The sequence below is a fragment of the Ideonella alba genome, from assembly GCF_018069845.1.
In the GTDB taxonomy this organism is placed as follows: domain Bacteria; phylum Pseudomonadota; class Gammaproteobacteria; order Burkholderiales; family Burkholderiaceae_C; genus Ideonella; species Ideonella alba.
This window is the reverse complement of record NZ_JAGQDD010000013.1, coordinates 1-13,113: the sequence shown is the minus strand read 5'-3', so window position 1 is coordinate 13,113 and position 13,113 is coordinate 1. Positions and strand designations below refer to the sequence as shown.

The 13,113-nt window shown below is 68.8% G+C and carries 10 protein-coding genes; 4 read left to right on the top strand and 6 right to left on the bottom strand.

The window, feature by feature from the left end; translation table 11 throughout:
* Nucleotides 1-302 precede the first annotated feature (302 nt).
* The 5 genes from KAK03_RS16120 to KAK03_RS16100 all read right to left on the bottom strand — a co-directional run bounded on the left by KAK03_RS16120 (nt 303) and on the right by KAK03_RS16100 (nt 8,821).
* Nucleotides 303-1,826, bottom strand: a complete 1,524-nt coding sequence (locus KAK03_RS16120; RefSeq protein ID WP_210855209.1) for an ATP-binding protein — start codon at nt 1,824-1,826, stop codon at nt 303-305.
* A 22-nt stretch (nt 1,827-1,848) separates the two neighbouring features.
* Nucleotides 1,849-3,336, bottom strand: a complete 1,488-nt coding sequence (locus KAK03_RS16115) for a restriction endonuclease subunit S (protein WP_210855207.1) — start codon at nt 3,334-3,336, stop codon at nt 1,849-1,851.
* A gap of 113 nt (nt 3,337-3,449) precedes the next feature.
* Nucleotides 3,450-4,931 (bottom strand): type I restriction-modification system subunit M, encoded by a 1,482-nt coding sequence (locus tag KAK03_RS16110; RefSeq protein WP_210855205.1) that lies wholly within the window; start codon nt 4,929-4,931, stop codon nt 3,450-3,452.
* Nucleotides 4,932-4,949: 18 nt separating this feature from the next.
* Nucleotides 4,950-7,343, bottom strand: coding sequence for an EcoAI/FtnUII family type I restriction enzme subunit R (gene hsdR, locus KAK03_RS16105; protein ID WP_210855203.1), 2,394 nt, complete (start codon nt 7,341-7,343; stop codon nt 4,950-4,952).
* Between the two features lie 77 nt (nt 7,344-7,420).
* On the bottom strand, nt 7,421-8,821 hold the full coding sequence (locus tag KAK03_RS16100) for an FAD-binding oxidoreductase (RefSeq protein ID WP_210855201.1): 1,401 nt from the start codon (nt 8,819-8,821) through the stop codon (nt 7,421-7,423).
* Nucleotides 8,822-8,935: 114 nt separating this feature from the next.
* Here KAK03_RS16100 and KAK03_RS16095 point away from each other — a divergent pair, with 114 nt between their 5' ends.
* A complete protein-coding gene (locus tag KAK03_RS16095; protein WP_210855199.1) occupies nt 8,936-9,664 on the top strand; it encodes a DnaJ domain-containing protein in 729 nt (242 codons plus the stop codon).
* 15 nt (nt 9,665-9,679) lie between these two features.
* Here the strand turns inward: KAK03_RS16095 and KAK03_RS16090 are convergent, their stop codons facing one another.
* Nucleotides 9,680-10,567 carry an AraC family transcriptional regulator gene (locus tag KAK03_RS16090; RefSeq protein WP_210855197.1) on the bottom strand — a complete coding sequence of 296 codons (888 nt, stop codon included), beginning with the start codon at nt 10,565-10,567 and terminating at the stop codon, nt 9,680-9,682.
* A 99-nt stretch (nt 10,568-10,666) separates the two neighbouring features.
* On the opposite strand from KAK03_RS16090, the gene KAK03_RS16085 reads away from it, so the two are divergent.
* Genes KAK03_RS16085 through KAK03_RS16075 form a run of 3 tightly spaced genes read left to right on the top strand, consistent with a single transcriptional unit; the run spans nt 10,667 to nt 13,025 of the window.
* Complete coding sequence (locus KAK03_RS16085) at nt 10,667-11,047, top strand: hypothetical protein (RefSeq protein ID WP_210855195.1); 381 nt, start codon at nt 10,667-10,669, stop codon at nt 11,045-11,047.
* Nucleotides 11,044-12,483: a cytochrome P450 gene (locus KAK03_RS16080; RefSeq protein WP_210855193.1), complete on the top strand. Its 1,440-nt coding sequence runs from the start codon at nt 11,044-11,046 to the stop codon at nt 12,481-12,483. Before KAK03_RS16085 ends, KAK03_RS16080 begins: the two co-directional genes overlap by 4 nt.
* Complete coding sequence (locus KAK03_RS16075) at nt 12,438-13,025, top strand: MOSC domain-containing protein (protein WP_210855191.1); 588 nt, start codon at nt 12,438-12,440, stop codon at nt 13,023-13,025. Before KAK03_RS16080 ends, KAK03_RS16075 begins: the two co-directional genes overlap by 46 nt.
* The last annotated feature ends 88 nt before the right edge of the window (nt 13,026-13,113 follow it).

Genomic DNA, 13,113 nt, shown 5'->3' with positions numbered 1-13,113 from the left:
CCCTGGCGGAATGACCTGATCGGCCCGTCGCGCGCGGCCGAGCTGCTGCATACGCGATGTCAGCGTTGGACCCTACAGCGGGAACGCCCCAGAAGACCTCGGAGTGAGCCGACAAGGAAAACAAACGCGACGCTAAGTGGTTGATAAATAAGACTTATCGACAGTCGACCACTTCTTTTTCTGCCGCCGCGGAGAACAAGCTGCGCTCTGCGCTTGCCCTTCTGTTCGTTCTGTCCTTCAAGCGCCGCCCAGTGTCCCTTGACCCCTCACAGATAACAAAGACGATCCTAAGTCTTTGATTATCAAGATAAATTCCCAGTGGGCGCGTTGTTTTCTTCCAGCGCGGATAACAACGACCCGTTCTCGCTGCCCTGTGCGGGCTTGGTGTAGGCCATGTTGCGCTTTCCACGCCCAGGCAGCGGCGCCAACAAGCCTTGCTCGCGCCAGGCCGCCAGCAACTTGGAGGCCTTCAGCGTGTCAACCTTGGCGATCCGCACGACATCGGCGTTGGCGATCGAGCCGTGGCGGTCGAGCCAGTCGCTCACCTCATCCCAGGCGCTGGGGCGCCGCAGGTTCAGCAGTGTCACCGTCACGCTCTCCACCTCGACGTCGGTGCTCTGGCGGTATTGCGGCGGGTAGAGCTTGGCCAGCGCCATCTCGGCGAACATCATGCGCACGCCCTCACCGGCATCGATGTTGGGCGCCACCGGAAACTCCCGCAGGTTCTGGGCGATCAGCGGGTTGCGCGCCCGTGAGCCGGACCGGGCGATGGTGGCCGGGGTGATGCCCCCGGGGAAGACGCCAGGGCTCTCCACCTCCACCCGGTCGTCGAAGATGCGGATGAAGATGTCGCGGTTGAGCCGGTAGTCGCGGTGCACCACCGCGTTGACGATGGCCTCCTTCACCACCCGCTCGGGGTACACATGCTGGGTCTTGAAGCCGCTGCCCGAGAGCGTCAGCCCCTGCGCCAGTTCATCCAACACCAGGGTCACGGCCGCATCGATCTGGTCCACCAGCGGACCGCGCACGGTCTTGGGCTGCTTGCGCAGGTTGGGCGTGGCGCCAGGCACCACCGCCTTGCCGTCGTACACCATCACGCGGATATCGGCCCGGGTGTCGTGCGCGGCCAGCAGGCTGCCAGGCTCATCGGCAAACAGCAGCACCGCCGCGCGCTTGGGCTGCACCACACCGCCCACCTCGTCGGCCAGGCCAATGCGCAGCAACTGGTCGGCCATGTCGCCGCTCTTGAGCCCGCGGGCGCTGACGTAGCGCTGCCAGGCATCGGTCTTCAGCCGGTCCAGCGGAACTGCCACCGGCTCGCTGGCCGCGCTGCGCACGCCGCGCCGGTACGACAGCTCGGTCACTTCGGGTGCCGACATCTGGCGGTTGCCGGCATCCAGCCGCGTGTAGGTGCCGCCGTTGACGATGGAGTGCACCGCGCGGCTGCGGCCCACCTGCACCAGCAGCAGGTGACCGTCGGTGCCCTTGGCGGGGCCGTTGTGCAGCGTGCAGGCCAGGCGGCGAATCTGGATCGCCTCGATGGCTGGCTGGAACTCGGTGCCCAGCTTGCGCAGCAGCTCATCCACCGCCTCGGCGTTCTCTTCCACGCCGAACAGCCGGGCCGACCCTTTGAAGTCCTTCAGGTCGGCCACGCCCAGCACCAGCACACCACCATCGGTGTTGGCCAACGCGCAGATCGTCTCCAGCGCCTTGCCCACCATCTTGCCGCTGACGCGCTTGAACTCGCGCTGGCGGGTCTCGCCCAGGCCGATGAGCATCTTGGTCAGCGCGGCGGCAGTGCTGAGCGGCTCGTCGTGGATCTGCATGGTGTGTTGTGCCTTGATGCCTTCAGGAGGCTACTGCCTGCGCCACCAGCGCCTCGGCCAACTGCGCGTGCTTGGCGCGGGCGGCGGCGATGCGGGCTTTGAGCTGGTCGCAGAGGGTGAGGAGTTCGGTGACCGCCGCAACAATGCGGTCCTGCTCGTCTAGCGGAGGCACCGGTATCGGCGCAGCCTTGAGTTTGGCCTGCGAAATGTTGACCTGACTAGCCGCCATGCCCGACTTGGCCTGTTCAAGGTACGCGGCAGTCCTTCCAGCGTTCAGACAGAGCGCCATGAAGCTGCCCACAACGCGCGCTTTGGGTCGAAATCGAATGATCTTGTCGGAGAGCATCAGCCGCGGGCGTGTGGCCTCCACCAAGCACGAGATCGCAACGCGGCTCATCGGGCCTGCGCGGGTGAACAGGATGTCACCCACCCTGACCTCAGCTTCGGGGCGGGGCTCCAGATGAGAAGGCAAGCACTTGTTCTCAGCCTGCACGTACTGAAGGCTTTGAACTGCGGTAGTGCGAAGGACACCCCAAGCCTCTTCGGACGGGGACGGTGCATCAAGACACGCAGGGCTCCAGCCGGAGTCCATGCCAGTGACCTCTGCACCAAGCGTCGACCATTCCCACGACGCTTCACCTGCGCTCCCGGCCGACAAGCGACCAGACACCGCAACATCGCGGATCACCTGCTTGAGCTTGTCGACAGCCTCCACAGTCGCGAACGAAATCTGGAACTGCCCCACCAGGCGCTGCCAGCACGCCTGGAACTCGTCGGCATCGCGGGCCTGGGTCAGGCTGTCCAGCAGCGCCTGCACCAGCCGGGCGTGTGCGGCCTCGGCGTCCTTCTGCCGCGCTTCCAGCCGGTCGCACAGGGCCATCAGTTCATCGATCTTGGCGACGATGCGGCGCTGCTCTGCGAGGGGCGGCACTGCAACTGGGAGCGGCCGTAGCTTTGCAAGCGAGATGTTCGCGATGTTCGTTGTCTGACTCGCACCGTCAATCAGATCGCGCCTGGCTACAGGGGTACGAAGCAACGCCATCACGAAACGCGGTTCCATCAGGATCGGGCGTATGACACCGAGGAAGCCACCGAAGGAGGCCTTCTCCACAGGAATTTCAGTGACAAGCGCGACCTTGCCAACCAGCTCTCGACTGTTGGCCATCGACATCACGATGTCAGACACCTGCAGGACTTGGTCCTCCCGAGCGACGAACTCTTCGCCAACGTACAAGAGGTCATCCCATTCGACTCGATCCTGCACATTGGCTGTCCGGAGACACGCGATTCGTCCAGGCGCCGGGGCCTTCGTCTTCTCGCTGGCCGGGAAGGTGATGCCGCGCACGATCTCGACAACATCGCCAAGCTGGGCAGCGGCCCAGCCGGTAGGAAGTTGGTCGGGCAACTCGTTGCGCTCGAAGCTGCTGGACTTGGTCTGTTTGCCCTTCATCAACGACGCGTGCAGTTTGCCGATGCGGACGAGAAGATCTTGTCCGGACTCATCGTTCATATCCTGCGCGACCAACCGCCCCGTAACACCAAGCTCAAGGATCAGTTCACGTAGACGCCGAATGCCATTTGGCGCAGAGGCTAGTAGCGACAAGTTCTCCGTGTGAAAAGCTGTCACTCTCCACCCTCCAATGCCCCCGCCAGCGCCGCCTTCAACTGCCCCTGCAACTGGGCAATCTCCGCCTGCATCTGCCGATACTCAGCCAGCAGCCCCTCGGGGTCGTGGCTGACCTGCTCACCCTGGTGCGGGTTCTTGACGTCCAGGTTCCAGCCACGCTCGCGGATGGCGTCCACGCTGACCTTCCAGGCCTGTTCATTACCCACGCGCGCCGCAAACCCATCGGCCTCGCTACCCCACCAAGCCTGCTCGGCCGCGAACTCCTCGACGCGCATCGGCCGCGTCTTGCTGTAGTTCTTCATCCCCGCCGGGTAAGGATGCTCGTAGAACCACACGTCGGTGGTCGGCCGGCCCTTGGTGAAGAACAGCAGGTTGGTCTTGATGCCGGTGTAGGGGTTGAACACGCCGTTGGGCAGGCGCACCACGGTGTGCAGGTTGCACTCGGTGAGCAGCTTCTCCTTGATGCGGCTCTTGATGCCTTCGCCGAACAGAAAGCCGTCAGGCAGCACCACCGCTGCGCGGCCGCCGTCCTTCAGCAAATGCATGATCAGCACCAGGAACAGGTCGGCCGTCTCGCGGGTGCGGAAGGCGGCGGGGAAGTTGGTTTCGATGCCGTCTTCTTCCATGCCGCCGAAGGGCGGGTTGGCCACGATGCAGTCCACCCGGTCCTTCGGGCCCCAGCTGATCAGCGGCCGCGCCAGCGTGTTGTCGTGGCGGATCTGACTGGGCACCTCGATGCCGTGCAGGATCATGTTGGTGGTGGCCAGCAGGTGCGGCAGCGGCTTCTTCTCCACGCCGTGTATGCTGGCCTGAAGGATCTGCTCGTCCTCAGGCGTCTTCACGTAGCGTGAGCGCTTGTGCTCGATGGTGCAGGTGAGAAAGCCGCCGGTGCCGCAGGCCGGGTCCATCACTTTCTCGTGCAGCTGCGGGTCGACCATGCGCACCATGAACTCGGTGACGGGCCGCGGCGTGTAGAACTCGCCCGCGTTGCCGGCGTTTTGCAGATCGCGCAGCAGCTGCTCGTACATGTCGCCAAAGGCGTGCCGCTCCTGGGCCTTGTTGAAGTCCACCGCCGCCTGGATCTTGTTGATCACCTGGCGCAGCAGCTGGCCCGACTTCATGTAGTTGTAGGCGTCTTCAAAGACGCTGCGCACCACGTAGGCCACCGGGCTCTGGCTGTGGCCCTTCACCGGATCGGTCAGGTTCTGCAGGCCAGGGAACAACTCGTTGTCGATGAAGCTCTTCAGCTCATCGCCGGTCATGCCTTCCGGATTGGCCGCCCAGTTTCTCCAGCGGTAGGCCTCGGGCAGCGGGCTTTGGTAGTCGTTGTTCAGCAGCTCCCATTCCTGCTCGCGGTCGTCAAAGATCTTCAGGAACAGCATCCAGACGAGCTGGCCGATGCGCTGGGCGTCGCCATCGACGCCCACGTCCTTGCGCATGATGTCCTGGATGGACTTGATGGCGGATGAAATCGACATGGGTACAGGCGGGGAAGGTCAGGCCTGGCGCGGCGGGTAGAGCTGGCGCTCCAGGTCGGCAATGGCCTGCGTGTAGCCGGCCTTGCCACCGAAGGCCTTGACCAGCTCCATCGGCGCGCCAATGCGGTCAAAGGGCGGCAATTGCAGGATCTTCAGGTCCTCGATGGGTTCAATGCCGGTGTCGGCGTACTTCTCCAGCAGCGCCTCCAGCACCTGGCGTGCAGCGCCCTGGTACTGGGCGAAGTAGTTGCGCTTTTTCACGCCCTCAGCACGCTCGCGGCGTGACAGCGGCGGTTGGTCGAAGGCCACATGGCAGATCAGGTCGAACGGGTCCAGCGGCTGGCCGGTCTTGGCCTGGACCTCGTCGGCCAGCGGCTCCCACAGCACGCCCAGGGCGGCCAGTTCGTCGATGACGGCCTTCTTCTGATCGGCGCTGCTCCAGCGGCGCAGGAAGTCGTCCATCGAGCGGAACTGCTTGGCCACGCACTGGCGGGTGTAGTCGCGCAGGCTCTCGGTGATCAGGGCGCCGTTGGGGCCGTAGTACTGCACCCGCTCGGCCACGATGTGTACGGTGACGTCGCCGCCCACCACGTATTTGCGGCGCGGCGCGGTGTCGTCGTCCGGCCGGTCTGCATCCGGCGGGTCGTCGCCCGGATCCGGGCGGACGGGGTCCAGCCCATCGGGCGGCGCATCGGTGTCCGGCGGTGTGGGGGGCTCGTCCTCGGTGGGTTCGTAGATCTGCACCGGCTCACCGTCGAACGCCGGATCGGCGAACAGCTCGGTGGCCTTCTTGAAGTCCATGATCGTGAACCAGAACTTGCCGTAGTCCTCGTTGATGCGCGTGCCGCGGCCGATGATCTGCTTGAACTCGGTCATCGAGCCGATGTGCTGGTCCAGCACGATCAGCTGACAGGTCTGCGCGTCCACGCCGGTGGTCATCAGCTTGCTGGTGGTGGCGATGACCGGCCAGCGCACCTCGGGGTTGATGAAGTTGTCCAGCTCGGCCTTGCCCTCGGCGTCGTCGCCGGTGATGCGCATGACGTACTTGCGGTTCTCCTTCACCCGCTCGGGGTTCAGGTTCACCAGGGCCTGGCGCATGCGCTCGGCGTGGTCGATGTCGTCGCAGAAAACGATGGTCTTGGCGTAGGGGTTGCCGGCTTTCAGGAACTGCGTGACCTTGGTGGCCACGGCCTGGGTGCGCATTTCCAGCACCAGCTGGCGGTCCATGTCCTTGAGGTTGTAGATGCGGTCCTCAATCGGCTGGCCGTGCTTGTCCAGCATGCCCCGCGGCGGGCGCCAGCCCTGCAGGTCGCGGTCGAAGTCGATGCGCACCACCTTGTAGGGCGCCAGGAACCCGTCCTCGATGCCTTGGCGCAGGCTGTAGGTGTAGACCGGCTCGCCAAAGTAGAAGGTGCTGGAGACTTCCCTGGTCTCCTTGGGCGTGGCGGTCAGGCCGATCTGCGTCGCGCTTTGGAAGTACTCCAGGATGTCGCGCCAGGCCGAGTCGTCGGCCGCGCTGCCGCGGTGGCATTCGTCCACCACGATCAGGTCGAAGAAGTCGGGTGAGAACTGCTTGTAGACGTTCTTGTCTTCCTCGGCGCCGCTGACGGCCTGGTACAGGCTGAGGTAGATCTCGTAGCTGGTGTCGATCTTGCGGCCGGTGATCTTGGTCATCGCCGCGCCGAAGGGCTTGAAGTCGTTGTTCTTGGTCTGGTCGACCAGGATGTTGCGGTCGGCCAGGAACAGGATGCGCCTGGCCTGCTTGCTCTTCCACAGGCGCCAGATGATCTGGAAGGCGGTGTAGGTCTTGCCGGTGCCGGTGGCCATCACCAGCAGCACGCGCTGCTGGCCCTTGGCCACGGCCTCCACGGTGCGGTTGATGGCGTTGACCTGGTAGTAACGCGGCGCACGGCCCGAGCCGTCGTCGTAGTAAGGCGCCTCGGCCTTGGGCGTGCTGGTGGCGTCCAGGCCGCGCCAGGTGCAATAACGCGCCCACAGGTCGGCTGGCGCCGGGAACTGATCCAGCGTCAGGTGGGTTTCAACGGCTGCACCGGGTGCGCTGCCGTCCACGGTGTGGTCATGGAAGACGAAGCCGTCGCCATTGCTGGTGAAGGCGAAGGGCACGTCCAGCGCGTCGGCGTAGTCCAGTGCCTGCTGCATGCCGTCGCCCGGACCATGGGTGTTGTCCTTCGCCTCGATCACCGCGATGGGCCGGTTGGGCGCGTGGTACAGCACATAGTCCGCTCGTCGCGCTTTGCCGCGGGCATGCAGCTTGCCGCGAACGATCACCCGGCCGTGCGTGAAGGTGACTTCCTCGCGCACCTGGCGCTGGATGTCCCATCCGGCCGCCGCCACGGCGGGGGTGATGAACTTGGTGCAGATGTCGCGTTCGCTGAGCGTTTTCTTGTCCACGACGGCTTCTCCCTGGGCGCGGGTGGGGCGCCGACCTTGATTGTGCCGCCGTGTCGCGCCCGGACAGGGGGCGCGCTTCAGAGCGCGAAGATCTTCCCCGGATTCAGGATGTTGTCCGGGTCCAGCGCCCGCTTGACCGCGCGCATCATCGCCACCGCGCCCTCGCCGGTTTCCTCGATCAGGAAGCCCTGCTTGTGCAGGCCGATGCCGTGTTCGCCGGTGCAGGTGCCGCCCACGGCCAGCGCGCGGCGCACCACGCGCTCGTTCAGCGATTCGGCCAGGTCGCGCTCGCCGGGCAGGTTGGGGTCGAGCAGGTAGGCGATGTGGAAGTTGCCGTCGCCCACATGGCCGACGATGAAGTAGGGCAGGCCGCTGGCGCGGGCCTCGTCCTCCGCGGCCACGACCATCTCGGCCAGGCGGGCGATGGGCACGCAGGTGTCGGTGGTGACGGCGCGGCAGCCCGGGCGCATCTGCAGCGCCGACAGGTAGGCGTGGTGGCGCGCGGTCCACAGCCGGGTGCGCTCTTCGGGGGTGGTGGCCCACTGGAAGTCTTCGCCACCGTGGTCCTTGGCGATCTCCTGCACGGTGGCGGTCTGCTCGGCCACGCCAGCCTCGCTGCCGTGGAACTCCATCAGCAGCATCGGCGCCTCGCGCAGGCCCAGCTTGTCGTGGTTGTTCACGGCGCGCACCGCGTTGACGTCCAGCAGCTCGCAGCGGGCGATCGGCACGCCCATCTGGATGACCTGGATGGTGGTGGCCACGGCCGAGGCGATGTCGGGGAAGAAGCACACCGCCGCGGCCAGGCTCTCGGGCAGCGGGTGCAGCTTCAGCGTGATCTCGGTGATCACGCCCAGCGTGCCTTCGGAGCCCACCATCAACCGGGTCAGGTCGTAGCCGGCGCTGCTCTTGCGCGCCTGGGTGCCGGTGCGGATGACCTGGCCGCTGGCGGTGACCACCTCCAGCGCCAGCACGTTCTCGCGCATCGTGCCGTAGCGCACGGCGTTGGTGCCCGAGGCGCGGGTGGCGCACATGCCGCCGAGCGAGGCGTCGGCGCCAGGGTCGATCGGGAAGAACAGGCCCAGGTCCTTGACCTCGCGGTTGAGCTGGCTGCGGGTGACGCCGGGCTGCAGCGTGGCGGTCAGGTTCTCGGGCTCGGCGCGCAGCACGCGGTTCATGCGCGAGAGGTCCAGGCTGACGCCGCCCTGCACCGCCAGCAGGTGCCCCTCCAGCGACGAGCCCACGCCAAACGGGATCACCGGCACGCGGTGCGCGGCGGCCAGCGTCACCGCATCGGCCACGTCCTGGGTGGATTCGCAGAAGACCACTGCGTCGGGCGGCGCCACGTCGAAGGGCGATTCATCGCGGCCGTGCTGCTCGCGCACCGCCAGCGCGGTGGAGAGCCGGTCGCCGAAGCGCTGGCGCAGCGCGTCGATCAGGGCGGCGGGCGCGGTGCGGGGGGCGTTGGCGGTGGACAGCATGGACAGCTCGCGAAAGTGGGTGCAGGATTCTAGGAACTCCTCAAGTGCCGTCCGTGCGGCGCCGATAAGTCCGACAGGCCGGGATGGCGCCATCCCGCCACAGCCCCGCCCACCATGAGCCGCGAACGCCGCAACCTCTACCGCATCCTGCACGTCCAGCCCGAGGCACCGCCCGAGGTCATCAAGGCCGCCTGGCGGGCGCTGATGAGCACGCTGCGCGCCCACCCCGACCTGGGCGGCGACACCGAGACCGCGGCGCGCCTGAATGCCGCCTACGAGGTGCTGTCCGACCCGGCGCGCCGCGCCGCCTATGACCGCAGCCTGCGGCGCACGCCGCGCGGGCCGGCCGCCCCACCGGCTGACAGCGCGCCGCGGGCCACCGCCAGCCCGCCGCCAGCGCCGCCGCCGCGAGCGGCGGCAGGCTCAGGTGGTTGCCCCTTCTGCGGCCACCCCCATGCCCCGACGCTGCCGCGCGATGCCCGCTGCAGCGCCTGCGACAGCCCGCTGACGCCGCTGCCCGCCCGCCCACGCCGCGGCGAGGCGGCGGGCCGCCGCCATGATGAGCGCTTCGCGCGCGATGCCGTGGTCGAGCTGCGTCTGCCCGCCGAGCGCCTGCCGCGCCGCGCGCGGCTGCGCGACCTGTCCTTCACCGGGCTGCAGCTGTGGGTCGAGACGCCGCTGGCCGTGGGCCGCGTGCTGCGCGTGACCACGCCGCAGTTCGACGCCCTGGTCAGCGTGGTCGGCTGCCGCAAGCAGGGGGTCGGCCATTCGGTGCACGGGCGGCTGCTGACGCTGTCGCTGGCGCCGGCGGCCAAGGGGGTGTACGTTGATGCGCAGGCCTGAGCGCTTCCCCCGGCCTCAGTTCCAGATCCGGTAGATCCAGAAGCGCTCGTCCTCGGCAATCCGCTGGCGCAGCTCCTGCGGCGCGAAGCCGGTGACGCGGCGCGTTTCGCGGCACAGGTGCGACTGGTCGGCGTAGCCGGTGTCGGCCGCCACGTCGGCCCAGCGCACCGGGCCCTCGCCTTCGGCCAGCGTGCGAAAGAAGGCCTGCTCGGCGCGGCCCAGGCCGCGCAGCTCGCGCATCGGCAGGCCGGTCCAACCCTTGATGCGGCGCTCGAACTGCCGCAGGCTGCGCCCCACGCCCGAGGCCGCCGCCTGCAGTGCCAGGCCCTGCAGCCAGTCCTGCAGGCGCAGCAGGTGCGGGTGGTCGGCGCTGCGCCGCAGGGCCTGCCAGCGCGGCGCCAGGAAGCTCTCGATCAACACCACCCGCGTGGCATCGTCGGGCGCGGCCAGCACGGCGTCGGCCATCGCCTGCCACGAGGCGTCCAGCGCCTCGTCCAGCGGCACGAAGCGGTTCAGGTAGCGCGCCGGATCGACCCCGGTGAGCGCCTGCAGCGCGTCGGGCATCAGCATCAGCATCATGCCGTGGCCCTCGGTGCTGTTGCGCGAGTGGGTGGGTCGGGTGAACGGGCCGGCCAGCGATACCTGAGGCAGGCGCTGCGGTGGCTGGCCCGGCTCCAGCAACTCGGAGTGGCCGGCGAAGAACCAGCTGATCGTGCACAGCGGCGAGGCCGGGAAATGGTTGTGGTGCCACTCGGCCGGCCAGTCGCGGCCGATGCCCAGCGTGCTGCGCGAGACGATGGCGCGCACGCAGTGGCTCAGCGACCAGTGCGGCAGCCACAGCTGGGCCGGTGCGCGGTTGCGCTGGGCCAGCACCGGCTGCAGGGGGGGCGCGAGCGTTGCCATCCCGCCAGTGTAGGCAGATGGCGCGGCCCGCGGGCCCAAGCCCCGCCGATGTCGGGAACGTTCAAGACGGCGGACGCCGCCGGCCTTAGGCTGCCGCCCATGAACCACTGGCTTGCGAGCGCCTGTGCGGCGCTGATCGGCATCGGCCTGACCCATTCGGTGATGGGTGAACGCCGCATCTTCCTGCCCTGGCTGGCGTCGCCACCGCGCGACCTGCCGCGGGCCCACCGGGTCATCCTGCGCGCCAGCTGGCACCTGCCCACGCTGCTCGGGTGGGGGCTGGCGGCGGTGCTGGCGCTGCTGGCGGTCGGCGGCGCGGCCGACGCGCGCTCGACGATGCTGGCGGCCATGGCGCTGGCGGTCGGTGCCTGCGGCCTGCTGGTGGCGCTGGCCACGCGGGGGCGGCACCAGGGGGGCACGGCGATGCTGGCCACGGCGGTGCTGATCGCCGTCGGCCGCTGGCAGGTGGGGGTCGCATGAGCGCCACCCCGACGACCGCGCCGCCCGGACCCGCCTGCCCCTGGTGGGGCCTGCCGCTGCTGCGCGCGATGTACCGCGACTACCTGGGTTTCGCCGCTGGCCTGCAGCGCGAGCACGGCGACGTGGTGGCCCTGCGCCTGGGCACCGAGCGCAGCTGGGACCTGTTCCACCCCGACGATGTACGCGCCGCCCTGGTCGACCACGCTGACGACCTGCTGCGCTGGGAACGCGGCACCGAGGTCTTCTCGCAGGCCTTCGGCCAGGGCCTGCTGGTGGCCGAGGGCGAGCCCTGGCGCCGCCAGCGCCGCATGCTGGCACCGGGCTTCCTGCCGCGCCGCGTGCAGGGCTATGCGGCGCTGATGGTGGACGCGGCGCGCAGCGCGCTGGACGCCGCCCTGCCGCCCGACCAGGACCATTCGGTGCGCCCGGTGGAGACGCTGTTCAACGGCCTGACCATGGACGTGATCATGCGCACGCTGTTCAGCAGCCGCGCGCCCGCGCAGGCCGCCGCGGCGGCCGAGGCCACCCAGGTGCTGTCGCAGGCGGCGATGCAGGAGATGTTCTGGCCCGCCTCCCTGCCCGACTGGCTGCCGCTGCCGCACAAGCGCGCCAAGCGCCGGGCGATGCGGGTGCTGACCGGCCTGGTCGACGGCCAGATCGCCCAGCGCCTGGCGCTGCCGCCCGACCAGCGGCCCACCGACGACCTGCTGGCGATGCTGCTGGCGGTGCGCGACGAGGACGGCAGCGGCCTCACCGCGACCGAGCTGCACGACCAGTGCATGGTGATGTTCCAGGCCGGCCACGAGACCAGCGCCACCGCGCTGCTCTGGTGGAGCTGGCTGATGGCCAGCCACCCCGAGGCCGCCGCCCGCGCCCGCCAGGAAGTGGACGAGCACCTGGCCGGGCGCGACCCCACGGCCGCCGACGGCGCGGCCCTGCCCTACCTGGCCGCCACGCTGAAGGAGGCGATGCGCCTGTACCCGCCGGTGGCCGCGGTGATGACCCGGCGCGCCACGCGTGGCTTCGAACTGGCCGGCCGCCCGCTGCCCGCCGGCACGCTGCTGCGCGTCACGCCCTGGGTGATCCAGCGCGACCCGCGCTGGTTCCCCGAGCCCGAGGCCTTCCGCCCTGAACGCTTCCTGGCCGACGACCCGGCGCAGCCGCGCAGCGCCTGGATGCCCTTCGGCGTCGGCCCGCGGGTGTGCATCGGGCAGCATTTCGCGATGCTGGAGATGACGCTGGTGGCCGCGCTGCTGCTGCAGCGCTGCACGCTGGAGACGCTGCCCGGTGAGCCCGCGCCGCAGCCGCGCATGTATGTCACCCTGCGCCCCACGTTGCCGGTGCGCCTGCGGCTGCAGCGCCGCGGCCCGCTGCGGCCACAATCGGCGCCATGCGCATCCTCAGTGTCAACACCGCCCGTGTCGAGCGCCGCCTGATCAACGGCCGCCTGGTCGCCACCGCGATCGCCAAGCGGCCCCGCAGCGGCGCCGTGTCCTATGGCCCGCTGGGCCTGGACGGCGACGAGCAGGCCGACCCCAGCGTGCACGGCGGCCTCTCCAAGGCCATCTATGCCTACCCCAGCGAGCACCTGCCGGTCTGGCGCACCATGCGCGCCCAGGCCCGCGCCGGCGACTGGGCCGATGACATCCCGCCCGGCCTGATGGGCGAGAACCTGACGCTCGAAGGCCTGCTCGAGAAGGACCTGTGGCTGGGCGACCGCCTGCGCTTCGCCGACGGCGGCGTGCTGGTCGTCAGCGAGCCGCGCTTCCCCTGCTTCAAGTTCAACGCCGCCATGGGCTTCAACAAGGCCGCCAAGCTGATGGCCGAGTCGGGTTGGTGCGGCACCTACCTGGCGGTGCTCCACCCCGGCGCCGTGCAGGCCGGCCAGACCTTCGAACTTGAACCAGGCCCGCGCGAGGTCGGCCTGGTCGAGGCCTTCCGCGCCAAGGTGCGGGGGCGGGACTTCGACGCCGCGTGAGCGGCGGCTCCCTGCCCACAGCGGCCGTAGGCCGCTGTGGGCCAACGCGCTACGCCAACCGTGCCGCCAAGGGCTGGGCAGGCAGGCA